The organism is Paenibacillus helianthi (assembly GCF_001909055.1).
GTDB classification, from domain to species: domain Bacteria; phylum Bacillota; class Bacilli; order Paenibacillales; family Paenibacillaceae; genus Paenibacillus_AQ; species Paenibacillus_AQ helianthi.
On record NZ_LVWI01000114.1, the window covers coordinates 106,308 to 128,605 of the forward strand.

At 51.8% G+C, this 22,298-nt stretch carries 24 protein-coding genes and 1 pseudogene; 15 read left to right on the forward strand and 10 right to left on the reverse strand.

Features of this window, described 5'->3' with window-relative positions; genetic code table 11:
- The first annotated feature begins 86 nt into the window (after positions 1-86).
- The 7 genes from A3844_RS31360 (at position 87) to A3844_RS31390 (ending at position 6,617) form a co-directional block, all read left to right on the forward strand.
- Positions 87-1,190, forward strand: coding sequence for an MBL fold metallo-hydrolase (locus A3844_RS31360; protein WP_074109561.1), 1,104 nt, complete (start codon positions 87-89; stop codon positions 1,188-1,190).
- 71 nt (positions 1,191-1,261) lie between these two features.
- A complete protein-coding gene (locus A3844_RS31365; RefSeq protein ID WP_074088418.1) occupies positions 1,262-1,540 on the forward strand; it encodes a hypothetical protein in 279 nt (92 codons plus the stop codon).
- 258 nt (positions 1,541-1,798) lie between these two features.
- Positions 1,799-1,999 (forward strand): cold-shock protein, encoded by a 201-nt coding sequence (locus A3844_RS31370; protein WP_019914790.1) that lies wholly within the window; start codon positions 1,799-1,801, stop codon positions 1,997-1,999.
- A 136-nt stretch (positions 2,000-2,135) separates the two neighbouring features.
- Positions 2,136-2,366, forward strand: a complete 231-nt coding sequence (locus A3844_RS31375; RefSeq protein WP_074088419.1) for a cold-shock protein — start codon at positions 2,136-2,138, stop codon at positions 2,364-2,366.
- 311 nt (positions 2,367-2,677) lie between these two features.
- Positions 2,678-4,384 carry a cache domain-containing sensor histidine kinase gene (locus A3844_RS31380; protein WP_083607146.1) on the forward strand — a complete coding sequence of 569 codons (1,707 nt, stop codon included), beginning with the start codon at positions 2,678-2,680 and terminating at the stop codon, positions 4,382-4,384.
- Entirely contained in the window at positions 4,368-5,168 is an 801-nt protein-coding gene (locus A3844_RS31385) for a response regulator transcription factor (protein WP_074088421.1), read from the forward strand. The genes A3844_RS31380 and A3844_RS31385 overlap by 17 nt, the downstream gene beginning before the upstream one ends.
- Positions 5,169-5,279: 111 nt before the next feature.
- Positions 5,280-6,617, forward strand: a complete 1,338-nt coding sequence (locus A3844_RS31390; RefSeq protein ID WP_074109562.1) for an extracellular solute-binding protein — start codon at positions 5,280-5,282, stop codon at positions 6,615-6,617.
- 279 nt (positions 6,618-6,896) lie between these two features.
- On the opposite strand, the gene A3844_RS31395 is transcribed toward A3844_RS31390, so the two are convergent.
- Complete coding sequence (locus A3844_RS31395; RefSeq protein WP_167374796.1) at positions 6,897-7,499, reverse strand: class I SAM-dependent methyltransferase; 603 nt, start codon at positions 7,497-7,499, stop codon at positions 6,897-6,899.
- Between the two features lie 108 nt (positions 7,500-7,607).
- On the reverse strand, positions 7,608-9,056 hold the full coding sequence (locus A3844_RS31400; RefSeq protein WP_425270631.1) for an MATE family efflux transporter: 1,449 nt from the start codon (positions 9,054-9,056) through the stop codon (positions 7,608-7,610).
- 208 nt (positions 9,057-9,264) lie between these two features.
- Between A3844_RS31400 and hxlA the strand changes: the two genes are divergently transcribed.
- Together hxlA and hxlB are read left to right on the forward strand one after the other, a co-directional pair.
- Positions 9,265-9,897 (forward strand): 3-hexulose-6-phosphate synthase, encoded by a 633-nt coding sequence (gene hxlA, locus A3844_RS31405; protein ID WP_074088424.1) that lies wholly within the window; start codon positions 9,265-9,267, stop codon positions 9,895-9,897.
- Positions 9,898-9,904: 7 nt separating this feature from the next.
- Entirely contained in the window at positions 9,905-10,462 is a 558-nt protein-coding gene (gene hxlB / locus A3844_RS31410; protein WP_074088425.1) for a 6-phospho-3-hexuloisomerase, read from the forward strand.
- A gap of 90 nt (positions 10,463-10,552) precedes the next feature.
- Here hxlB and A3844_RS31415 read toward each other — a convergent pair whose 3' ends face one another.
- From A3844_RS31415 to A3844_RS31430, 4 genes are read right to left on the reverse strand one after another with little or no spacing between them, the layout of a single operon-like run.
- A complete protein-coding gene (locus A3844_RS31415) occupies positions 10,553-10,873 on the reverse strand; it encodes a cupin domain-containing protein (RefSeq protein ID WP_074109564.1) in 321 nt (106 codons plus the stop codon).
- A 51-nt stretch (positions 10,874-10,924) separates the two neighbouring features.
- A complete protein-coding gene (locus tag A3844_RS31420) occupies positions 10,925-11,944 on the reverse strand; it encodes a heparinase II/III domain-containing protein (protein ID WP_167374797.1) in 1,020 nt (339 codons plus the stop codon).
- A complete protein-coding gene (locus tag A3844_RS31425) occupies positions 11,857-12,390 on the reverse strand; it encodes a hypothetical protein (protein ID WP_074109566.1) in 534 nt (177 codons plus the stop codon). The genes A3844_RS31420 and A3844_RS31425 overlap by 88 nt, the downstream gene beginning before the upstream one ends.
- A 58-nt stretch (positions 12,391-12,448) precedes the next feature.
- On the reverse strand, positions 12,449-12,895 hold the full coding sequence (locus A3844_RS31430; RefSeq protein ID WP_074109567.1) for a hypothetical protein: 447 nt from the start codon (positions 12,893-12,895) through the stop codon (positions 12,449-12,451).
- A 236-nt stretch (positions 12,896-13,131) separates the two neighbouring features.
- On the opposite strand from A3844_RS31430, the pseudogene A3844_RS31435 reads away from it, so the two are divergent.
- The 5 genes and pseudogenes from A3844_RS31435 to A3844_RS31455 all read left to right on the forward strand — a co-directional run.
- Positions 13,132-13,565 (forward strand): annotated as a pseudogene (locus A3844_RS31435) (carbohydrate ABC transporter permease); the annotation flags it as partial.
- Positions 13,566-13,582: 17 nt separating this feature from the next.
- Entirely contained in the window at positions 13,583-13,768 is a 186-nt protein-coding gene (locus A3844_RS31440; protein ID WP_178382096.1) for a hypothetical protein, read from the forward strand.
- Between the two features lie 141 nt (positions 13,769-13,909).
- Entirely contained in the window at positions 13,910-14,284 is a 375-nt protein-coding gene (locus A3844_RS31445) for a winged helix-turn-helix transcriptional regulator (RefSeq protein ID WP_074088430.1), read from the forward strand.
- A 175-nt stretch (positions 14,285-14,459) separates the two neighbouring features.
- A complete protein-coding gene (locus A3844_RS31450; protein WP_074109568.1) occupies positions 14,460-15,596 on the forward strand; it encodes an NADH-dependent flavin oxidoreductase in 1,137 nt (378 codons plus the stop codon).
- A 154-nt stretch (positions 15,597-15,750) separates the two neighbouring features.
- Positions 15,751-16,191: a winged helix-turn-helix transcriptional regulator gene (locus A3844_RS31455; protein ID WP_074109569.1), complete on the forward strand. Its 441-nt coding sequence runs from the start codon at positions 15,751-15,753 to the stop codon at positions 16,189-16,191.
- Between the two features lie 59 nt (positions 16,192-16,250).
- Here the strand turns inward: A3844_RS31455 and pepT are convergent, their stop codons facing one another.
- The 4 genes from pepT to A3844_RS31475 all read right to left on the reverse strand — a co-directional run bounded on the left by pepT (position 16,251) and on the right by A3844_RS31475 (position 20,846).
- Entirely contained in the window at positions 16,251-17,483 is a 1,233-nt protein-coding gene (gene pepT / locus A3844_RS31460; protein ID WP_074100154.1) for a peptidase T, read from the reverse strand.
- A 59-nt stretch (positions 17,484-17,542) separates the two neighbouring features.
- Entirely contained in the window at positions 17,543-18,214 is a 672-nt protein-coding gene (locus tag A3844_RS31465) for a sortase (protein WP_074100155.1), read from the reverse strand.
- Positions 18,215-18,245: 31 nt separating this feature from the next.
- Positions 18,246-19,349 carry a hypothetical protein gene (locus A3844_RS31470; RefSeq protein WP_074109570.1) on the reverse strand — a complete coding sequence of 368 codons (1,104 nt, stop codon included), beginning with the start codon at positions 19,347-19,349 and terminating at the stop codon, positions 18,246-18,248.
- Between the two features lie 483 nt (positions 19,350-19,832).
- A complete protein-coding gene (locus A3844_RS31475) occupies positions 19,833-20,846 on the reverse strand; it encodes an LLM class flavin-dependent oxidoreductase (RefSeq protein ID WP_244169906.1) in 1,014 nt (337 codons plus the stop codon).
- Positions 20,847-21,232: 386 nt separating this feature from the next.
- On the opposite strand from A3844_RS31475, the gene A3844_RS31480 reads away from it, so the two are divergent.
- Positions 21,233-22,237 (forward strand): LacI family DNA-binding transcriptional regulator, encoded by a 1,005-nt coding sequence (locus A3844_RS31480; RefSeq protein WP_074088437.1) that lies wholly within the window; start codon positions 21,233-21,235, stop codon positions 22,235-22,237.
- Positions 22,238-22,298 lie beyond the last annotated feature (61 nt).

Sequence of the window (22,298 nt, forward strand, 5' to 3'; positions counted from 1 at the left end):
GATTACTGGCGGTACATTTGCTCCCGGTTCCGGCCAGATTTATAATATGCCTAAGATCTTAATATGTGGGAGAGAAGGGCTGGACCATGACCTTAATTATTATCGCTGTTTTCCTTGTGGCGCTGGCCGTGTTGGCTTACGTTGTAATGACCTTTTATCCTTCCTTTGGCCGCAGAGCCTCCAAGGAGGAAAAGCGGATGATCAGCCGCTCGCTGAATTACAAGGATGGCAAATTTGTGTATCCTGCAGCAACTGTGATGATGGAAAACAGCGCTGGAGGCGGCTTATCCATTCTCAAGGATTTCATCAAAGGCAATCCCCGCTCGCGGCCGCAGCAGCCCCTGATTCCGGAGAAGCTCCTGCCCGGTTCGATTCAGGCGACCGGAGACACCCGGGTGACCTGGTTTGGACATTCCGCTGTCCTGCTGGAGATAGATGGAGTGACGCTATTCCTTGATCCGATGCTGGGCCGCTCTCCATCCCCTTTTCCATTTGTCGGGGGACGTCGATACAGCAAGCAGCTGCCGGCCCAGATTTCGGAGCTGCCTCACATCGATGCCGTATTGCTCTCCCATGACCATTATGACCACCTCGACTACGGCACGATCAAGCAGTTGAAGGACAAGGTGGGCATGTTCATTGTACCGCTTGGCGTCGGCGCACACCTGCAGCGCTGGGGGGTGAGCCGGGAGAACATTCGTGAACAGGACTGGTGGGATGAAATCCGGTATGCAGGGCTTACGCTGACCAGCGCTCCGGCGCGGCATTTCTCCGGGCGCAGCCTGCTGGACCGCAATTCCACCCTCTGGTGCTCATGGATTATCCGGGGGGCGGAGACGAAGATCTTCTTCAGCGGGGACAGCGGCTATGGCCCCCACTTTGCCGAGATTGGCGAGAAGTATGGACCCTTTGATCTGACGCTGATGGAATGCGGTCAATACGATCCGCGCTGGGCGGATATTCATATGTTTCCGGAACAGACGGTTCAGGCGCATCTGGATGTGCGCGGCGCCCTCATGATTCCGATCCATTGGGCGGCATTTACCCTGTCGATGCATGACTGGACTGATCCGGTGGAGCGTGTCTTCGCAGCGGCGAAGGCGCAGAATGTGCGTCTGGCTACACCGCGTATCGGCGAGCCGGTCTATGCGGGTTCTGCCGAGGTCCCTACACTGGCATGGTGGAAGTAAGAGGCGGGACGGAGTAAGGACTTGTGGTACAATAGCTGTGCATAAATGCCAGAGGAGCTGACTATACGAATATGAGTGATCAAGTGAATGAGCAGGAGCTGCTGGAGGTGTTGGCTGCGGAGACCAAAGTCGACCCGAAGCTGATTGAGCTGGTGCTGAAGCATGAGCAGACCTTTATCAACAAGGCCAAAGCAAATGCCAAAGGTGAGGTAGACATCGATAACGATGATCTGGTGGATTATATCGTCGCCCAGCGTGATGTGAAGCTGGATGAACTGACTGTAGAGAGCATCCTCGATGCTGAAATGGATTATTTAATGGATAAAGGGCTAGCCGGATATATCGACTAACCCTTGCGGCTGCCCGGTTTTCGGCCTTTGCGGAAGACTCAGACCGGGCAGAATATTTTTATTTTTAGCAATTCCTTTGCTTTCGGAGAATTAATGTGATACAATAAATTCAAACATAAAGTTAAACCTTAATTCACATATTGTAAAGGGTTATCATTTGTGCGTATGAAGCCTTTTCCAATGTGTGAATTTTTATTTGTTCGTACAATACGTAGGAATAAAAGGACATGTGTTAAATAAAATTTTGGAGGTAATATCATGCAAACAGGTACAGTTAAATGGTTCAATGCAGACAAAGGTTTCGGTTTTATCGAGGTTGAAGGCGGAAGCGACGTATTCGTACACTTCTCCGCAATCACTGGCGACGGCTTCAAATCTTTGGACGAAGGCCAACGCGTTGAGTTCAACGTAACTCAAGGCGCTCGTGGACCACAAGCCGAAAACGTTGTAAAACTGTAATTTTGAAATCAGGCTGTCCTTAACACATGTTGAGGGCAGCTTTTTTTTTTGACACCGAACAAGCCGCTGCAGCCCTGCCATAACGCCCGTTAAGGGGTGTGGACATCTTCTCAATTCGAACCAAGGAGGGGTACTTATGTATTTTCGTAAAAAAGCACTGGAGGATCTTCCACAGGAAGACACAGCCATCTGGTCCTGCACCAAAGAGGATTGCTCAGGATGGATGCGCGATAACTTTGCCTTTCAATATGTACCTACCTGCTGGCAATGTAACTCTCCAATGACTAGAAGCATGAAGATACTGCCTATGCTTGTGAACACGAATTTTGACATGAAGGCGATCAAGAAGGGCATTACGATTACGTAATCTGCCGCTTCAGAAGCCGATCTATACATTTAGACAGCACTAAGAATATCATTTAGCAGTCGGTTCCTTTAGAGGAGCGGGCTATTTTTTTTGTGAATAAGGCCCTTAACAGAACCCTTGCCAAGGGAAACTGCTTAAGGGTTTTTTTGGTGCGTCTGGCGGAGGGCGGCATTTGTTCTTGACAATTGGCGAAACTTTTGGAGAATAAGGTTGGAAACGCTGCCACGTGAAAGAGGGAATCCTGTGTGTATGGGAAAATAAAGGAACTAAATACGCTGCGCAATCAAATATTCATTGGGTTTCTGCTGGTTATGCTGGTGATTATTGCTGTGTCCGGGGCATTTGTGTATAACAGGGTCTCGTTTTTGCTGAAAAATAATGCAGAGCGGCACATCCAGCAGACTGCGGTGCAAGCTAACGGGAGGCTGGATGCGCTGATTGACCAGATCGACAGCCTGACGGAGCAGGTAGCGAATCACCCGACCGTTCAGCAGCTGCTGACGGAAGAGCTGAACGGCAAATCCGTGTCTTTTAACCAGCGGCAGTCTCTGCTGCAGATTGTCTCCAGCTACCAGGCCTATATGCCGAGTGTGGGTTCTCTGGAACTGTATACGGCAGACTACCGGCTGCTGTTCCCGATCAAGGAAGGCAGCCTTGGCACAAGAATCAGCAATCCTTACATCACTGAAGCCAATACTCAAAAGGGCAGGCTGGTCTGGATCGGCGTTGATCCCAATGACGACGGGAGTCTTCTGGCCATCCGCCAGGTGAGCCTGATGGACCGCTGGTTCTCACGGGGCGGCTATTTAATCGCGCGTATCCAGCGCAGCTACTTCCAGCTCGATGACCCGCTGTCCGGCAGCGACGGGGGCGAATCTGTGCTGCTGGTGAATGATGAAGGCCAACTGCTCGGGGGCAGTGAGGAGCCTAAGCCCGAGCTGCTGCCGCTGCTTGCCAGCGAGGACCAGACGGTCAGCTTTCAGGATAAGGAATATGTGCAGGTGAAGCTGCGCTCGGACAAGACCAACTGGACACTGCTGGTGCTCACTCCAGTAAGCTATGTTACCAAAGGTATCTCTATTCTTAGAACCGTATTACTGGTTTCGGGAGGAATCGGCACGCTGCTGTTTTTATTGTTGTCTTTTGTGCTGTCTACGATGATTACCAGGCCGATTATCCATCTGATTCGGGCAATGCGTAAATCCAGACTCGGGGTTCTGACCCCTAATTCAGAGTCGGTATCCACAATGGAATTAAGGGAATTGAATTATACGTACAATGGCATGATTGCCAATATGAATGATCTGATCCGTGTGGTATATGAAAAAGAAGTACTACAGAGCCGTACGGAGCTAAAGGCGCTGCAGGCGCAGATTAACCCGCATTTCCTGTTTAATACGCTGGAGGCATTCAACTGGTCGCTTGAGGAGAAGGGTGAAGAAGAGCTGGCCGGGCTTGTGGTTATCATGTCCAGGCTGTTCCGGTACATTATCGGAAATTCGAGCTCCGATGAATGGGTTACACTTGGGGAAGAGATGGAGCAGGTGAAGCGTTATCTGAAAATTATGGAGATGCGGATGGGGGACCGCCTGTCCTGGAATATTCAGCTTGAGCTTCCTGAGGCGGCCGTACCTGTGCCAAAGCTGCTTATTCAGCCGATCGTCGAGAATGCGATTCTCCACGGAGTGGAGGGCCGGGTAGGGAACGGAGCAGTCAGTGTTATTGTCACCCCCTCCACGCGTGAAGGCTGGACCCGGATATCGATACAGGACGACGGCCCGGGAATGGATTCCGACACCTTAAAGTCATTATACGTTGCACTGGAAGGCGGTCCATCTATCTCTTCTAAGGGTACGGGAATAGGGCTTGTAAATGTCCAGCGGCGTCTGAAGCTGTACTATAGAGCGGAAGGCACGGAGATGGAGGGAATGCGCATTGAGAGTAACCGTTCCGAGGGAACGGTGATCACTTTTGAAATTCCGAATGATGGAGGACATACTTATGAATCTGGGCAATAGGACAATACTGATCGTAGATGATGAACCGAGAACACGGCAGGGCATCCGGCAGACGCTGGAGGTGTGGGCGGCTGGCCGCTACATCATAGAAACGGCTGATAACGGAATTGACGCGCGTGAACGGCTGCAGCATGGACGTGTGCATTTGCTGATTACCGATGTCCGCATGCCTGAGGTCAGTGGACTGGACCTGATCCGCTCCCTGAAGGGAGAAGCCCGGAAGCCGGTCATTATTGTCATCTCCGGCTACGCTGAGTTTGAATATGTGCAGCAGGCACTGAGGCTTGGAGCATTCAATTATCTGCTTAAACCGCTGGACAAGGGAGAACTGCTAGAAGTTGTGGAGACGGCTTTGAAGCAGGAAGAAGAGCAGCAGCGCCACGAGAAGCTGGAGAAGCTGGTGGATCACAAGCTGATGGAGATCGATCCGGATACGGCGGGAATGGGGGAACCGGTGAAGGAAGCCTTGGCCTATGTAGAGCAGCATCTGCACGAGCAGCTGACCCTGTCTGAAGTAGCCGGCTTGATTCACTTGAATGCCAGCTACTTCAGCGTGCTATTCAAAGAGCAGGTTGGCGTATCGTTCAGCGAATATTTGTCGCGTATCCGAATTCAGCGTGCCAAGGAGCTGCTGTTGCAGACGCGCCTGCCGATTGGTGAGATCGGAGAGCGCGTAGGCTACCGCACGGATAAATATTTTATCAAAGTGTTCAAGTCCCTGGAAGACATCAGTCCAAGCCGCTACCGCCAACAAATGAAGGATGAGCACAGCGAAATCCAATAAAAGTGGAATTATACCCAATGAGCGTGATCTTATAGTCCTCCGGCCGCGATGCTAGAGTGTGTATGAGAACGATTACATTCGCCCGCACAACAAATCATGGAGGTTATAGGAATGCGGAGGAACACAATAACCCCAAGCCTGATATTGACGTTTATGCTGGCACTCGTTCTGCCGGGCTGCGGTTGGGGGGGCAATTCAGCCGGGACCAGCCCTGCGTCCCAGACACCAGGTGACGCGCCGGCGCAAAAGGTTACCCTCAAGATGATGCATTTATGGCCGGCGGACAGCTCGGCACAGCAGAATAAACTGGTTGGACAGATCATAGACGATTACCAGAAGGAGCATCCGAACGTCACGATCAAGCAGGAAGTGCTGGAGAATGAGCAGTATAAGAACAAGCTGAAGGTGCTGTCTGCCGCAAACGAGCTGCCGGATGTCGGCATTACTTGGGCCGCAGGCTTCATGGAGCCTTACGTGAAGGGCGGATTGTTCGCTCCGCTGGATGATATCCTGTACGGGGAGCAGCTGAAGGACAAATTTGTAGCCGGCACTACGGAAGCTTATGCAGTGGACGGCAAGACTTATGCCCTGCCCATCGAGCTGAACATCTCGCCTATTTACTATAACAAGGATATCTTTTCCAAATACAGTCTGCGGGTTCCAACCACGTATAAGGAATTCAAGCAAATTGTGAGAATACTCTCGTATAACGGAGTAACTTCTATCGCCTTGGGCAACAAAGACCGCTGGACCGGCTCATTGTGGTATATGTATCTGGCCGACCGGATCGCGGGAAGCGACACCCTGAAGAAAGCAACCGATGGTTCAGGTTCATTCGCTAACCCGGGATTGATCAAGGCTGCGGCTGAAGTGCAGACTCTGGTGGACATGAACGCTTTTAATAGGGGCTTCAACGGATTGTCGAACGAGGAGGGCAAGTCGGAGTTCGTGAATGAAAAAGCGGCTATGTATCTGACAGGAACATGGGAGCTGCCCAACTTTACTACCAACCCGGATATCCCGCAGGTATTTAAGGACAAGGTTGGGTTCTTCAAGTTCCCTACCGTGGATGGGGGAAAAGGAAATATCAACAGCTGGGTGGGCGGTCCCGGTGTCGGCCTATTCATAGCTGAATCCTCCAAGGTGAAGGAAGAAGCCAAAGCCTTCGTCGAGTACTTCGTATCCAAATGGGGCGAGGATTCTGTAACGACGGCGGGTGTTATTCCGGCGACCAAAGTAGATACCTCGAATTCCGAGCTGCCTCAGTTGTATGTGGATTTGCTGAACGAGCTCAATCATGCGAGCAGCATTACTTTGTTTGCGGATGTGCAGATGAAGCCGAATGCCGCTCAGGTCCACCTGGATATGATTCAGGCACTGTTCGGCAAGGCGGTAACGCCGGAGCAGTTCGCAGCCAAGCATAAAGAAGCGGTGGAGAAAGGAAACTGAAGATTCGGGTGATTAGCGGAAACGGAAGTCTCCTGTGGTGCTAGGGCTCCCTTTCGATTCCGGCCCATCCCCACTGGAGCAACTACGCCAATGTGTGTATAAATGGAAATACAAGGCATTATTTTATAAACAGTGTGTGGATTACAGCGGCTTCACTGGCGCTCTGGAGGCTGTAGAAGCCTTAGCCCATTTTAGAGAAATGGGATGTCCCACAGCCGGATTGACGGCTTGCCGGGGATCCCATTTCTGCGTATCAAGAGCTGTCGCGGAGAAAGAGACCTACCTCCTGCTGCGGCAAGAGAAATAGAAAAATTCATCATCCGAGGTAACAACTTGGTCAAAAGCATATTGTGCCGCCAGACGGGACAGCTCTTCGTTTGCGGGAATAGGTTCACGCTCGCTAATGTAACCGATGCGCTGATGATGCTCCTTCAGACCCTGCCGTGTTCTGGAGTGGGCGATCACAAAGGTGCCTCCAGGAAGCAGGCTCCGCTGGGCGTTGGCGAAGAGCATATCCAGATTGGAGAAATGGGGGATGCTGTTATAGATCAGCACATGGTCAAAGCCCGGATGGTAAGCGAGCGGGCTCTCGAAATCGGCGCAGTCCGTCTCCGCCTCGGGGAAGCTTCTGCGCAGCTCCTCCAGCATTCCCGGGGAAATGTCCATAGCCAAGTAGCGCCGGGGAGCAATCTGCCGCTTCTTCAGCGCATGGAGAATGACGCCGCTGCCGGAAGCCACGTCCATGAGACTCTGGCCGCTTTGTATACCGAGGGCGGCGACTACTTTTTCGGCCTGTCCAATTGCTTCCTCACTATTGCTCCAGACAGCGGCGAGGGTATTGAATTGCTCTTTCTCTGCTTCTTTCCGCTCATTCATTGTCATTGCAATCATTCTCTCCCTTTGTTATAAATTGGAAAATTATATGTATAAAAAGCGGTTCTCTGGATCTGGACAGATCGGGATGAACCGCTTGTTTTATTCCATTATACATCAGTGTGCCGGTGCGGCCGAAGGGACAGCAGCCTCCGAAGACTCGTGCCCAATCAGTCCATACTTTTCCCAAGCCCGGCTCTTCCAGCGGAAATACATGATGATCGCCCGGAGCCATTCATCAAAGGCAGTAGCCAGCCAGACTCCGGCCAGGCCCAAATGCATCTGGAATACCAGCACATAGCCGAGCGGCAGACTGATGCAGACCATCGATATAAGACCCATATAGACAGGGAACTTGGCATCGCCCGAGGCGCGCAAGGAATTGATAATGACAAGGTTGCAGGTTCGTCCGGTCTCCAGGAAGATACTGAGCAGAATAACCTGGGCACCCATGGTGACGATACTCATATTATCTGTAAATAGACCCATCAGTGGAATACGGAAGAAAATGACGGCAGCATCAATAATCACCGTGACGAGCAGCGCCCATTTTGCACTGTTGAACACCCGCTTGTAAGCTTCCTCCGGCCGCCCTGCTCCGACGAGATGTCCTACAATAATGGAGGTTCCCATAGATACAGCAACGCTGAATAAGAAGATGTAGCTGGAGATATTCAGCGCATATTGGCGGGTAGCCATAGCTTCGGCGCCCAGATACGTAATATATAGGGTGAAAATCAGCTGGCAGGATTGATAGATCACCGATTCAAACGCGGACGGGATACCGATTTTGAGAATTTGCATGACATATTTTTTGGAAAGATGAATGTAATACGTCCATTTTACCCGCACCTCCATAATTCTGTAGAGCAGCAGGAAGAAGAGAATCAGGCAAATGAGACGGCTGGCTACCGTGGAAATTGCTGCTCCTTGCACACCCAGCGCAGGCAGGCCGAAATGTCCAAAGATCAGCAGATAATTACCGGCTACGTGAATGAGATTCATCAGCAGGGAGACCATCATGGTCTGCTTGGTAAAGCCGTGTGTGCGGATGGTCGTTGCCAGGGCATTCAGCAGCGCCTGCAGGAAAATCCCGCCTCCGACGATATGGATATAGACCTTGGCGTGTACGAGAATGTCCCCTGTGACATTCAGCGCGCCCAGCAGCGAGCCTCCGAAGAACAGCAGAGCTGTACTGAGAATAATGCCTACGGCCAGATTTAATGTTATGGCATTGCCGGTGACCTCTGCGGCCTCTTTGGGCCTCCTCGATCCGAGATACTGGGACACGACAATGGCTGCACCGTTGCCGATTACGCTCAGCACGAGGATAGCCATAGTAATAATCTGATTGGCTGCGCCTACACCGGACACCGCATCATCCGATACCGAGCTGATCATGAACGTATCCACACTTCCCATAAGCATAAACAGGAACAGTTCGAGAAATATAGGCCAGGTCAGCTTAATCAAATTAAACTCCTGGTGTTTCGTTTGGTTCATTACACACCTTCTTTTAGTTATTTCTTGCTGCCTGTCAGCTGTAAACAAGGTGTATGTTAGCACAGCTTTTATGAAAATGCAGTACATTTACGAAAATTCTGAAAAAACCAACATGAGTTTCCTGGACCACTCCCGTTAAGCAGACCTTTACCAGGCACAATAGTATCCTTGGAGTAACTACAACACGGCAAAGTGCCTACTTCCCTTAATGAATCTATGCACCTACAATAGGTGAAGCACTTACTAAAATATATTAAAAGGAGTCGAATAGATGAAGCTGCAATTGGCGCTGGACCTTGTAAATATTGAAGGGGCGAAGGATATTGTCTCGGAGGTAGCCGAATTCATAGATATTGTGGAGATTGGAACACCGATTGTTATTAATGAGGGCCTGCATGCGGTGAAGGCGATGAAGGAAGCTTTTCCAGCATTGACCGTATTGGCAGATCTGAAAATTATGGATGCCGGCGGGTACGAGGTGATGAAGGCGGCTGAAGCAGGCGCGGATATCGTGACCGTACTTGGTGTGTCCGATGATTCAACGATTAAAGGGGCTGTAGAGGAAGCCAAGAAAAGCGGCCGTGAGATTCTTGTGGACCTGATCAACGTCAAGGATATCAAGGGAAGAGCGGCCGAAGTGGACGCGCTTGGTGTGGATTATGTCTGTGTGCATTCCGGGTATGACCATCAGGCTGAAGGCAAAAACTCCTTCGCTGATCTGCAGGCCATCAAGAGTGTAGTGAAGCAGGCCAAAACGGCAATTGCCGGGGGCATCAAGCTGGGCACGCTGCCTGAAGTGATTGCAGCCGGCCCCGATCTGGTGATCGTTGGCGGCGGCATTACCGGTGAAAGCGATCAGAAGGCTGCGGCGGCGGAAATGAAGCGCCTGGTCAGCCAGGCCTAATCCCTTTATGGATACTGTTAGCTATGCACAGGAGATAGTGAATGAGCTGCAGCGTTCGGTCGGACAGCTTGAGACAGCGGAGGCCGAGCAGCTGGCAGCGCTGCTGCTGCGCTCCGGCAAGGTCTTCGTCGCCGGTGCCGGCCGCTCTGGTCTTATGGGCCGGGCCTTCGCGATGCGGCTGATGCACACCGGTAAGGAAGCCTACGTGGTCGGTGAAACGGTAACACCGGGGATCGGGCCGGGAGATGTGCTGGTGCTGGGCTCCGGTTCCGGCGAGACGGCCAGCCTCTTGACCATGGCCGGCAAAGCTAAGGCAGCGGGAGCCGCCGTTGTGGCTGTAACGATTTCCCCGGAGTCATCCATTGGCCGGCTGGCTGATCAAACCGTCAAGCTGCCGGGTGCACCCAAGGAACAGACGGACGGAGGTCATATCACCATCCAGCCGATGGCTTCACTGTTTGAACAGACCCTGCTGCTCTTTTACGATGCCGTGATTCTGCGGATGATGGAAGAGACCGGCCAGACCTCCACCCGGATGTTCGGCAACCACGCCAATCTGGAATGAAAATAACACCGCCTGTCCAAAGAATCCGGATAGGCGGTGTTTGATTGTGTACAGCTGGCAGATTCTTGATCTATCTTACGGCCTGCCCCTCTAGCGCTTAAGCAAATCCTCGCGGATAGGTGTGAAGGCATCGAGCAGCGCTGATTCTGCCTCCAAGGCTGTTACGCCATGTTTGGCATTTGCCAGTATGGCAATACTTTGGCCTGCGCTAACAATGTGCTCCATGCCGTCAATACGGAACACAAAGCTTCCACGCAGACAGTAGCTCATCTGCTCGTGGGGATGGCTGTGCTCATAGCCCTCGGCCCCTTTTTCGAAATGAACCTCCATCATCATCAGACTTGCTGCCGCATTCAAAATACAGCGTTTGACTCCAGGCTCTGCCGGTTCCCATACTCCAAGATTGCTCATGTTCTAATCTTCCTCCATCTATTTAATGTGTGTATTACCCGGATTTGCCGCTTATCGAGGCATGGCGATGTGAATCCTGCCTGCCTCAAGTCTCAGTCCCATTGGCTCAGGCTGTCCTGGCTCTGCTGTCTCAGGCTCTCCAAGCAGTCTGAGTGGTCCAAGGTCCGGGACCGTAATATGACGGCTCTGCCCGGTACCGTTGATGGCGGCGATAAACCACGCGCCGTCCGACCGGGTGATCTTGTACAAGCAGCCTGCCTTAATGAATACAAAATTACGCTCATACTCCCTGGCATTAGCATCTGGAATGCGGCTTCTTACATAATCCAGTTCCTCCGAAAACCGGACCTCCTTGCAGTTGCTTTGCAGCGGGCCGTTGGCGAATCTTCCGGATTTATCATCAAATTGGACAACATTATGGGCTGCGCCGGATACATACCAGTGCCGGTCTCCGTTATAATAGCCCCCTGTTCCGGAATCGAGTGTTACCGGAACCCCGTTCGCCCAGATGGAGAAATGCCCCTCATCGTGATGAGCATGGTAAGTCAGCGGCGAAGCCTCGTAGATCGCATAATGCTGCAGATTCTGCTCCCCGCTGCGGAAGATGACATAGCCGATATCGGGATAATGTACGGAGCCGAGAGCGGGCTGCTGCTCCGGGAGGTTCGGCTGTGGATACAGTAGAGCGACCAGAGGCAGGGGATATGCTCCGTTATCCTCCACGGGTGCACCGCCGCGCTTCCAGGTCCAGATCATTTCCCCGGCAAGCTGCGGGTCTTCCTCCGTATAGAATGGAGCCGCATAGCCGAGTAGGCGAAACCACTTCTCCTGTACATTGGCATCACCAACAGCCGGTGTAAGCAGAACCGGGGGGCCGGAAACGCCGCCCTGAAGGGTATCTGCCGCAGTCACCGTGCCCATAAGGAAGCGGTACATGCCCTTTACCTTGTCATGCTTGAAATAATCAACGCCCTTCAAGCACTTCAGCAGGACGAAAAAGAGAAAATAGCGGTGCAGCACGGCCCCGTGGTAGCGGATGTTCTCCGGCCAAGCGCCGTCTGGGTCCACCACTTCCGCGAGCTGCCAGTCGATGACAGAGTGGGCATGATCAAGATAGGCTCCGCTCTGTTCCTCCTGCGGGAAGAGGAGGGCATACACGCCCAGCCCGGTCGCCCGGTCCGCATTCCAGTTGCTGCGTTTGCGCCCTTCTCGTCCGGGAAGGTCTCCAGATCGAACCGGTAGTAGCCGGTATCCATCATCATTGCGGCAATGTAGCGGAAGTGGGCGAGAAGCTGAGACTCCTCCTCGGGAAGGAGAACACTGCTGCCAGCTATCTGATCATAGATGACCGAGGCAGCAGCAAGCCCTCTCCCGATATGCACCGCACCGTAGGTATCATCGTCATGCCAGCCGTCTCTGCGGAAAATATCCATGCCTACCTGCATGTCTGCCAGCATGTACAGCAGCTTTTGCTTGGCTTGTTCCGCAAATCTGCTTTCGCCTGAGATCATATACATATTGGCGTCTGCACCCGTTGACTCAAGCTGGTACACCCAATTGGTCAGCGTGGGCCGGTTAAAAGTGGGGGAGAGCAGTTCCGGTCCCAGCGGCTGCTTCGCAGCATTCAGGAAACGGACACTCGGCGCGGATTCCTCCGCTCAGAGGCGCCTCCAGGCTGAGTGCTGTTTGCATGCTGTAATGATCCCCTTCGCGTACAGGGATGAGCTCCTCATAACGCAGGACTGTCATTTCAGATTCCGCCGTATTGCTTATCCGGATACACTGCACATCCTCATCCGGAACACTTCCCGCCGGAGTCACGCCCGAAGGCTGAAGACCACTCCGGCCCCCTGGCATTTGCTCCAGATAAACATTACTGCCGCTACCCGGCTCCTGGCACCATCCCGACAGAGCATACTGCAAGCCGCCATTCGCCAGTGCAATGGGCAAACCAAGCTGGGAATGAGTCAGTCGCAGGCCGCCGATGCGGGCCCCGGCACCGCCGCCGTGTGCTGAATTCATCGGTAGTTCAGACCTCCTTGTAAAGTTGTCATGATTCGCTGGCGTCCCTTTCTTTTATTAGTATAGCCGTGCTTTCACTAAGGGCGGGATGGATAAACAAAGGGAAGAAAGGGGGACAAAGCAACTGAAAAAGTGAAATTCTCCCCCAAGGGCAGTCGCTTTCTCCCTAACCGTTATGAACGGAGTGAATTATCATTAAGGACAGATGCATAGACCAATGACAGGAGGAACAATAAATGAATGAATCGAAACGTCAAATTAACGCCTGGACCTCCGTTGCTCCCAGCTTGATTCTGACGCTGATTTTTGGAGTGTATCCTATCTTTTGGGCTCTAAAGTACATGTTCTATGATTACCAGGGCTTTGGCGAACCGCTGTTCATCGGACTGGATAATTTCGAGCGCCTGTTCCGGGACAGGAATTCTGGCAGTCGGTGGTCAACACCTTCATCTATGCTGGCGGCAAGCTGCTGATTACTTTGCCGTTGTCCTTTGTACTGGCCGTTGTCCTCAACCGTGCACTGAAGGGGCGGCAGCTGCTCCGGGCAATTTATTTTATGCCTACCGTGATCAGTGCTTCGGTTATGGCAATCGTGTTCTATGTGATCTTCAATTCCTACAACGGAATGGTGAACCAGCTGCTGATAGGCTCCGGGATTATTTCTTCTCCCAAGGACGTCTCGAAGGAATGAAAAAAGTCGATGTCTTCAACAAATTTATTTTTGCCGGCGGTGATCTGGACAAGGAGCTCCAGGATTTGAATACCCGCTACAATGCAGCACTGGAAAAAGCCAAAGCTGCGGGCGACACCGATATTGCAGCACAGCCGGATTTCAGCGCGGTCAGTCTGCAGGGATCATTAGCTGACAAGTAAAATAGAAGGAACGCACACAGACCGCCTGCTTACAAGCCGGCGGTCTGTGTGCGTATATGGAGCGGGATTTGGCTTCTCCGCGGTCATGTGCGTCTCCCGGGTGTTCTGTAGTATGATTAAGAAGGAAGGGAGCTGCTTCAATTGGCAACGGAGATTAAGGACCGCATTAACCTGAAGGAAATCAACTGCGAGAAGGAGCTTACGCTTGCTGTCATTGGCGGGAAGTGGAAGCTGATTATTCTGTGGCATCTGGGCCTGGAAGGGACCAAACGCTTCAGCGAGCTGAAGAAGCTGATTCCCCATATTACACAGAAAATGCTGACCAACCAGCTCCGTGAGCTGGAAGAGGATCAGCTTGTATTCAGACAAGTGTATGCCGAGGTTCCGCCGAGAGTGGAATATTCATTGACGGAGTACGGGCAAAGCCTGCTTCCTGTGCTGCATATGATGTATGACTGGGGCAAAAACTACGGAGAGAATGTAATCTGGAAGGACATCCCTCCAGGCGAGAGATAGCAATGGAATAGAAATTTCTATGCTCATATCGATAGTATCTGCAAGGAAAGTACGTTACATAAATGTGCGTGCTTTCTTTTTGTGCCCAACTAGATTACACTAAGTATGAAGCTTACTAAAAGATATTAGATATTCGGTATTCGGTATATAAATTATATTGGAGGGATTACAGAAGATGTTAAAAACAGATTACAGTCCGTTGCTTGAATCATTCCAGTTCGCAAGCGGGATTTCGTTGAAAAACCGCGTAGTAATGGCACCTATGACCAACTTCTCCTCGAATGAGGATGGGACGGTATCCGGACCGGAGCTTGATTATTACATCCGCCGCTCCAAAGGAGCAGGAATGGTGATTACCGCCTGTGTATACGTATCGCGTGGAGGCAAGGGATTCGCAGGTGAGTTCGGTGCTGACCGTGATGAGCTGATTCCCAGCCTGCGTCAGCTGGCTGAAGCCATAAAGGGTGAGGGCGCAAAGGCGGTTCTGCAGATTTTCCACGGCGGACGCCAATGCCCGCCGGCGCAGCTGCCTGACGGACAGCCCGTCAGCGCAAGCAATGTGCCGTCAGAGCTTCCCGGCGGCGGACATGGACCTGTTCCCCGTGCGCTGACCGATGAAGAAATTGAAGGGATCATCGCCGACTTTGGTGCGGCTACCCGCCGTGCGATTGAAGCCGGATTTGACGGTGTGGAGATTCATGGAGCAAATGGTTATCTGCTGCAGCAGTTCTTCTCTCCGCATTCCAACACGCGTGAAGACCGCTGGGGCGGAGATGTGCAGAAACGCCTGGCCTTCCCGCTGGCCGTTCTGCGCGCAGTAAAAAGTGCAGTGAACGAACATGCATCATCGCCGTTTCTTGTCGGCTACCGCTTTTCTCCTGAGGAACCGGAGACGCCTGGAATTACAATGGCCGAATCCTTCGTACTGATCGATGCGCTGAAGGAAGAAGGGCTGGATTATCTCCATGCCTCGCTGCAGGAACTCTGGTCGCTGCCGCGGCGCGGAACCGAAGACAGCCGCCCGCGGATTGAACAGATCGTTGACCGCGCGGGCAGCGGACTGCCGGTGATTGGCGTCGGTTCGCTCTACAGCGCAGATGATGCGCTGAAGGGCCTGACTAGCGGAATCCGTCTGGTGGCGCTGGGCCGTCCGCTGCTGATTGAACCGGACTGGGTGCAGAAGGTTGCTGAAGGCCGTGCCGATGAGATCCGTACGGAGCTGGACACTGCTGCACAGAGCACACTTGTCATCCCCGATCCGCTGTGGGGTGCTCTGACCCATACTCCTGGCTGGATTCCAGTGAAGTCTTAAGAAGACCGCCAGCTTAATGAAATATGCTGTTCATAACCTCTCGCTGCTGCTTCATCAGGGCAGTGAGAGGTTATTTGCGTAGATTCCAAGGGATGTGTGATACAATCATATTTATTGGCGATATACATAATTTGGGCAAAGGGGATCACACCTAATGAATGTACAGCGGAGCAGCGGAGCATCTACTTCAAATGAATACCCGGAATCCCTTCAGAGCACGCTTGAACTGATCAGCGGGAAGTGGAAGGGGATTCTTCTCTATCATCTAATCAGCGGAACTAAGCGATTCAACGAAATCCGCAGGCTCTGCCCGGACATCACCCAGCGGATGCTGACTCTTCAGCTCAGAGACATGGAGCGTGCAGGACTTGTTCATCGAAAGGTGTATCCGCAGGCCCCGCGGAAGGTGGAATACTCCTTGACGGAATGTGGCCGAGGCCTGGAGACAGCCCTTCTAAATATCAAAAGCTGGGGTGAAACTTACCGCCAGGAACTCTTCAGGGAGCATCCCGGGCTGACTGAATTGCCAGCCTCTGCTTCTCCGGCTGCAGAACCGCAGGCAGAGCCTAAACAAATATCCCCGGCTAGGAGCTAATGCTCCTGCCGGGGATATTGTTACATATAAGGGGGTGTGTACCCACTGCACCTAAGCCGTTAGGCCTTCTGCTCAGTCAGCTTGGCGATCTCGACAATGACCTGCACGGCCTTTAGCATTACATCCACGGAGGCATACTCGAATTTTCCATGGAAATTCTCGCCACCAGTGAAAATATTCGGTGTCGGCAGCCCCATATACGACAGCTGCGAACCGTCGGTGCCACCGCGGATCGGGCGGATCACTGGAGTAATACCAAGGTTCTCCATAGCTTCCTGGGCGATATCGACAATATGCCGCACTGGCTCGATTTTTTCACGCATATTATAATATTGATCCTTCATTTCCAGAACTACATTCTCTGCTCCGTAGGTAGACTGAAATTCCTCAACAATCGCTGCGATATACGCCTTGCGGTTCTCGAAGGCCTCTCGGTCAAAGTCACGGATGATATACTGCAGCTTGCTGTGCTCCGCTGTACCCGACATGGAGATCAAATGGTAAAAGCCCTCATAGCCCTCAGTGAATTCCGGCGCTTCGCCGGATGGCAGTCGGAGGTGGAACGCCATGGCGATTTTGGACGAATGAATCATCTTGCCTTTGGCAGTTCCGGGATGCACGTTTACACCGTGGAAGCTGATTTTGACACCGGCAGCATTGAAGCTTTCGTATTCCAATTCCCCGAGCGGTCCACCGTCCACCGTATAGGCATGGGAAGCCCCGAAGCGCGCAACATCGAATTTATGCGGCCCGCGTCCAATTTCCTCATCAGGGGTAAAAGCCACTCTGATCTTGCCATGCTTGATTTCCGGATGCTCCAGCAGGTAGGCCATGGCGGTCATAATCTCAGCGATTCCCGCTTTATTGTCTGCCCCCAGCAGGGTGGTGCCATCGGTTGTGATCAGCGTGTGGCCTTTGTATTCAGGCAGCTCCGGGAAGCTCTGCGTGGAGAGCACAACGCCCAATGCTTCATTCAGGACAATATCCTTGCCATCGTAGTTCTCGATAATCTGCGGCTTCACACCCGCTCCGGTGAAATCAGTCGCAGTATCCAGATGTGCCAGGAAACCGATTGTGGGAACTTGCTTTTGGGTGTTGGCAGGCAGGGTAGCCATGACATAGGCATGCTCGTCCACTGTAACCTCCACAAGTCCCAGCTCCTGAAGCTCTGCTACCAGCTTGTGGGCCAGGTCCATCTGCCCCGGTGTGGAAGGACAGGCTTCATTGTCATCATTCGATTGGGTATCCATTTGGGCATACGAAACAAACCGTTCGATCAGCTTTTCTTTCATTAACAGGTCATCTCCTCTATCTCATCGTATATCTATAGTATCACTTTCCATACAATGTCTCATCCCTTGTCGCCAGATGGGGAAACCGGCTCTTTGCGGAGCAGAGTGGCTGAGAGCAGATAGCGGTCTGGTGCCGGGCCGATATAGGTAAACGGATAGCAGGTAATCAGAGTAAGCACTGCTTCGCTGTTCTGCTGCTTGATTACACCTCTTGCGTCACCGTCTACAATCGTACTGCCGGTAATGCTGTAAATGAATTTTCCGCCCACAGTTTCAACCTCGATTAGATCACCCTTCTTCAAAGTGCCTAGCCCCCGGAACACCGTGTCACGATGGCCGGCCACCACACTGTTGCCCAATGTACCGGGCGGGGCGCTCCCTATATCATGCCCAGCCCCTTTTTTAAGCTGTGGCCGCTGCGTGCCTTCCAGAATGGCAATCCGTTTATCCAGTTTGGGCAGATAGATCTCTCCGATAATTTCGCCCTTCTTGTAGATGGGTTTTGAGGTGCTTTTTGTTTCCGATGGACTGATCATGCCGTCAGGCAGGGGTGTTTCATCATTGGACTGGGATATAATGGGAGCTTCCTCCCTCTTTTTCTCCCATTCCTGCAGTGCCTGGCGAGCCTCGGCGGGGGCCCGGAAGATTTGGAAGGCCGAATAGAGCATGATACACAAAGAGAGTACGAAGATCAGCTTCACGGCAATGGCCAGCCCCGAATGCTTCTTCATACTCTCGCCTCCAGCCTGTGTTGAAATGGGTTTACTTCTTCGAGCTTAGTCTACGTAAGATAATTATGCTCACAATTGCTACCGCCAAGCTGATCAGAATCAGGTTATACCAGGGTTCTGCAGTGTCCGGCAGCTTCCCGCCGCCGTCGGGTCCCCCGAGCGGAAGCTCATCATCCCCTAGTGTCACTCCAGGATCCGGTGATGATGTTGCTTCATTGCCGGTTCCTGTATTGCCGGTTCCCGGTGAAGCCGATGGTGGACTTCCGCTGCTGCTGTTATTGCCGCCCAGTGGAACCGGCGGGTCGGTGACCGTAGCTTCATTTAAACCCGGTGAAGCTGTTGCTGCAGATGAAGCAGCAGGTGTAACGATTGTTCCCGGCACCGAGCTGGCGGTTGGCGCAGCGGTCGGACCGTCTGTCGGATTCGGAGTAGCAGAAGCCGAAGGTGTGGCACTAGGCGCAGCCGACGGATTCGGAGTAGCAGAAGCTGAAGGCGTGGCGCTAGGCGCAGCCGACGGATTCGGAGTAGCAGAAGCCGAAGGTGTAGCACTAGGCGCAGCCGACGGATTCGGAGTAGCAGAAGCTGAAGGTGTGGCACTAGATGCAGCCGACGGATTCGGAGTAGCAGAAGCCGAAGGTGTGGCACTAGGCGTAGCCGAAGGATTCGGCTCACCGGAAGCGGAGAATATAAAGGCTACACTGGTTGTTTTCGCCTGATATTCATTACCGGCCTCATACGGAAAAGTTACATCCATTTGAATGGCCTCTTGGGCTCCACCAGACAGTGTTCCTACTGCCACCCGCCCCTCCGCCTCGCTCATTACCCCGGAATAGAGGATGACTCCCTCTTTTTGCAGGGTCATTTGCAGGATATTGTACAATTCCTTGTCCCCGGACATAAATTTGAAGTCTACATAGTAATTGAATGGCTCATTACCTTCATTAATCACGGTATAGTCAGAGGAGGTGACATCCCCCGGCTGCATATTGTTCATCTTCGCCATACTGGTTGTGTGTGAATTCACTGTAAGCTTTATCGTGTCCTCTGCACTTGCGCCCCCGGCATGCCAGACAACCCCGGCCAGAACGATCAGAATATAGACGCCAATAATTGCCCTGTGGTATTTTCTCTTCACTTGCCCGCTCCTTTCTTTCTGGAAGCTCAGCCTTGCTACCCGCAGACATTCGGCATAAACTCCGCTTTATTCTCACTATTTGCATATACCTTGTCGAAAAGAGTGGTTTTTTGAAGAACCACTACATGTATAAAGCGATAAAGGGAAGTGTCTAGGTTGTTAAGGAATTATGTATGTTCGTTATAACGAATAATATCAGTATAATCAAAATTTCAGATAAGTAAAAACGGGAATTAGGATGTATATTGGTCTTATAGGATCAAAAGTTAGGATAAATAGATGAATATTTAAAGATAGCTTCCGATTTCTGTTTATTTCTCTGGATTAAAGAATATTTGTGTTTTTTATAAAGAACGATTGTGATAGTCCATTCAACATCAGCGGGTGTGTTGTTTCCAATACGTCAAAAAAGAGAAAGCAACAATACGCTGCCTTCTCTTTTTGATTCTGAATATGATTTATCTAAACCCGGCTTCAGATAGTTTAGCTTTCCTTCACCAGTTCGGCAACAAGCTCATAGGAATGCAAGCGTGCAGAGTGGTCATAAATCTGCGAGGCCACGATGAATTCATCGGCCTGGGTTTCTTCTACGATTTGCAGCAGTCTTTCCTTGATCGAGGTTTGATCTCCTGCGATGGAGTAGAGCTGCTTGCTGAGCAGCATAGCCTTTTCCTGAGGAGACCACAGTCCCTCCATGCTGTCTACTGGAGGCTGGAGCTTGCCGGTCCGGCCGCGGATAATATTGAGAAATTGCTGCTGCTGCGAAGTCGCAAGCCAACGAGCCTGCTCTGTGGTTGCGGCCGCCGTAATTCCAAGCCCCACCATGACATGCGGCTTATCCAGCGTCTCTGACGGCTTGAAGCTGGTGCGGTACAGATGAAGGGCCGGAAGCAGATAATCGGGTGCGAAGTGGCTGGCAAAAGCAAATGGTAGACCAAGCTGGCCTGCGAGCTGGGCACTGAAGCCGCTGGAGCCTAGCAGCCAGATCGGCACATTCAGGCCTTCACCTGGAACTGCGCGGACACCAAGCGGCCGTGAGCCGGCTCCCTCCGGATTAAAGTAGGCTCTGAGCTCACTGAGCTGCTCGGGGAATTCACTGCCGTCACTGCCAAGGCTGCGGCGCATGGCCCGGGCAGCAGCCTGATCTGAACCGGGAGCTCTGCCCAGTCCCAGGTCGATCCGGCCGGGATACAGCGATTCAAGTGTTCCGAATTGCTCGGCAATCATGAGCGGTGCATGGTTACTGAGCATAATGCCTCCCGACCCTACCCGAATGCTCTTGGTGCCTGCGGCAACATGGCCGATGACAAGGGAGGTAGCAGAGCTGGCAATTCCAGGCATGTTATGATGCTCTGCGAGCCAATAGCGGTGATACCCCCAACCTTCGGCATGACGGGCCAGATCAAGCGTGTTATGAAAAGAATCCGCTGCCGTTCCACCCTCCACAATAGGAGCCAGATCCAGCACGGAAAACGGAATGTCCTGCAGTTTTTTCACGAATATCCCTCCCAAATGGATGCTTCTATTAATAACCAGTATTTGCAGCATGGAAATGATCTACCCGGCAATTATAACATGAAAATAAATTATTTACACACTTTAAGTAAGCTAGTGTCCGGAAGTTTGCTGCGAATCCCCCTTTTTCCAAGGGTGGCCATGAGATGAAATGAATTCTGTATTGCCTAAACGCCAACAATGAAAGCGCTTAAAAAAATCTGTTGTCAATTATGGAAACCCCTGCTATAATCGCTTTGAAAAGCTTTTCTAAGTAAAAACGGCTTCGCCGTCCTTTTAAGGATGGTATCCGTTTCAGCGAGAAATATAAGGATAATTTATTTGTGAGCCATATAAATTCTTATATTTTAAAAAAGGAAGTTACGCTAATGAAGCCAACCATCAGAGATGTTGCCAAAATGGCAGAGGTGTCGATCAGTACTGTATCCCGCGTGATGAATGCACCGAATACCGTAGTTGAGAGTAAACGCAGCCGTGTAATTGAAGCCATAGAGAAGCTGAAGTATCAGCCCAATGCCTTCGCCCGGGGATTGATTTACAAGAAGTCTTATATGCTGGGCTTGCTTATCCCTGATATTGAGAACCTTTATTTTGCCGGAGTGATCCGGGGAATGCAGGATGCCTGCATTAAGCTGGGTTACAGTCTGATGATCTGCAATACCGACCGTGATAAGGACCGGATGCTGAGCTACATTGATACTTTTCATGAGAAGCAGGTCGATGGGATTGTGTACGCCAGTGATGTCCTGTACCCGGAATGTTATGAGAAGCTGACCGGCTGCAGAATTCCCTTTGTGCTGGTCTCATCCCACTCGGAAGAATTCGATGTGCCTACAGTGGAGATTGATGATGAAAAGGCAGCCTGCGACGCGGTCAGATTTCTGATTGAGCTGGGTCACACCGAAATCGGCATGATCGGGTTCGATCATGTGAATTCCGTGTCAGGCCCACCGAGGTATGACGGCTTTGTAAGAGCATTAACAGAAGCCGGACTTGAGTACAATGTGGAGAAGGTCAGATATGCCAATCACCGTTTTGAGCATGCCTATCAAGCTACGCATGAGCTGTTTGCGGATTATCCGGAAGTGACGGGCTTATTCTGTGTCGCTGATGAGTTCGCGATGGGGGCAATCTCGTATTTGAAAGACCGTAATATTCTGGTGCCGGGCCAGGTATCCGTTATCGGGTTCGATAATCTGCGGATGTCGGGGATGTTCATTCCGAAGCTGACGACAATTGCACAGCCGATTTATCAACTGGGCTATAGAGCCGCCGAGAAGCTGCATGAGCTGCTGACCACCGGCAAGGTGGAAGTAACCACAGAAAAAATGGAGCATAAGCTGATTGTGAGGGAATCCTCACGGGAACGATGAGTCCTGTATACTTTGAAAAGCTTTTCACAAGAGTAGGATGAAGGCTAATTATTTTCAATAT

What these genes read in the sequence shown, in the direction of transcription:
- A3844_RS31415 (WP_074109564.1), bottom strand. Translation starts at nt 10,873, where the DNA reads ATGAGCAATCTTGGAGTATGGGAACCGGCAGAGCCTGGAGTCAAACGC.
- A3844_RS31425 (WP_074109566.1), bottom strand. Translation starts at nt 12,390, where the DNA reads ATGTATATGATCTCAGGCGAAAGCAGATTTGCGGAACAAGCCAAGCAA.
- A3844_RS31375 (WP_074088419.1), top strand. Translation starts at nt 2,136, where the DNA reads ATGTATTTTCGTAAAAAAGCACTGGAGGATCTTCCACAGGAAGACACA.
- A3844_RS31385 (WP_074088421.1), top strand. Translation starts at nt 4,368, where the DNA reads ATGAATCTGGGCAATAGGACAATACTGATCGTAGATGATGAACCGAGA.
- A3844_RS31365 (WP_074088418.1), top strand. Translation starts at nt 1,262, where the DNA reads ATGAGTGATCAAGTGAATGAGCAGGAGCTGCTGGAGGTGTTGGCTGCG.
- A3844_RS31450 (WP_074109568.1), top strand. Translation starts at nt 14,460, where the DNA reads ATGTTAAAAACAGATTACAGTCCGTTGCTTGAATCATTCCAGTTCGCA.
- A3844_RS31440 (WP_178382096.1), top strand. Translation starts at nt 13,583, where the DNA reads ATGAAAAAAGTCGATGTCTTCAACAAATTTATTTTTGCCGGCGGTGAT.
- pepT (WP_074100154.1), bottom strand. Translation starts at nt 17,483, where the DNA reads ATGAAAGAAAAGCTGATCGAACGGTTTGTTTCGTATGCCCAAATGGAT.
- A3844_RS31395 (WP_167374796.1), bottom strand. Translation starts at nt 7,499, where the DNA reads ATGACAATGAATGAGCGGAAAGAAGCAGAGAAAGAGCAATTCAATACC.
- A3844_RS31380 (WP_083607146.1), top strand. Translation starts at nt 2,678, where the DNA reads ATGCTGGTGATTATTGCTGTGTCCGGGGCATTTGTGTATAACAGGGTC.
- A3844_RS31430 (WP_074109567.1), bottom strand. Translation starts at nt 12,895, where the DNA reads ATGAATTCAGCACACGGCGGCGGTGCCGGGGCCCGCATCGGCGGCCTG.
- A3844_RS31480 (WP_074088437.1), top strand. Translation starts at nt 21,233, where the DNA reads ATGAAGCCAACCATCAGAGATGTTGCCAAAATGGCAGAGGTGTCGATC.
- A3844_RS31360 (WP_074109561.1), top strand. Translation starts at nt 87, where the DNA reads ATGACCTTAATTATTATCGCTGTTTTCCTTGTGGCGCTGGCCGTGTTG.
- A3844_RS31390 (WP_074109562.1), top strand. Translation starts at nt 5,280, where the DNA reads ATGCGGAGGAACACAATAACCCCAAGCCTGATATTGACGTTTATGCTG.
- A3844_RS31465 (WP_074100155.1), bottom strand. Translation starts at nt 18,214, where the DNA reads ATGAAGAAGCATTCGGGGCTGGCCATTGCCGTGAAGCTGATCTTCGTA.
- hxlA (WP_074088424.1), top strand. Translation starts at nt 9,265, where the DNA reads ATGAAGCTGCAATTGGCGCTGGACCTTGTAAATATTGAAGGGGCGAAG.
- hxlB (WP_074088425.1), top strand. Translation starts at nt 9,905, where the DNA reads ATGGATACTGTTAGCTATGCACAGGAGATAGTGAATGAGCTGCAGCGT.
- A3844_RS31370 (WP_019914790.1), top strand. Translation starts at nt 1,799, where the DNA reads ATGCAAACAGGTACAGTTAAATGGTTCAATGCAGACAAAGGTTTCGGT.
- A3844_RS31455 (WP_074109569.1), top strand. Translation starts at nt 15,751, where the DNA reads ATGAATGTACAGCGGAGCAGCGGAGCATCTACTTCAAATGAATACCCG.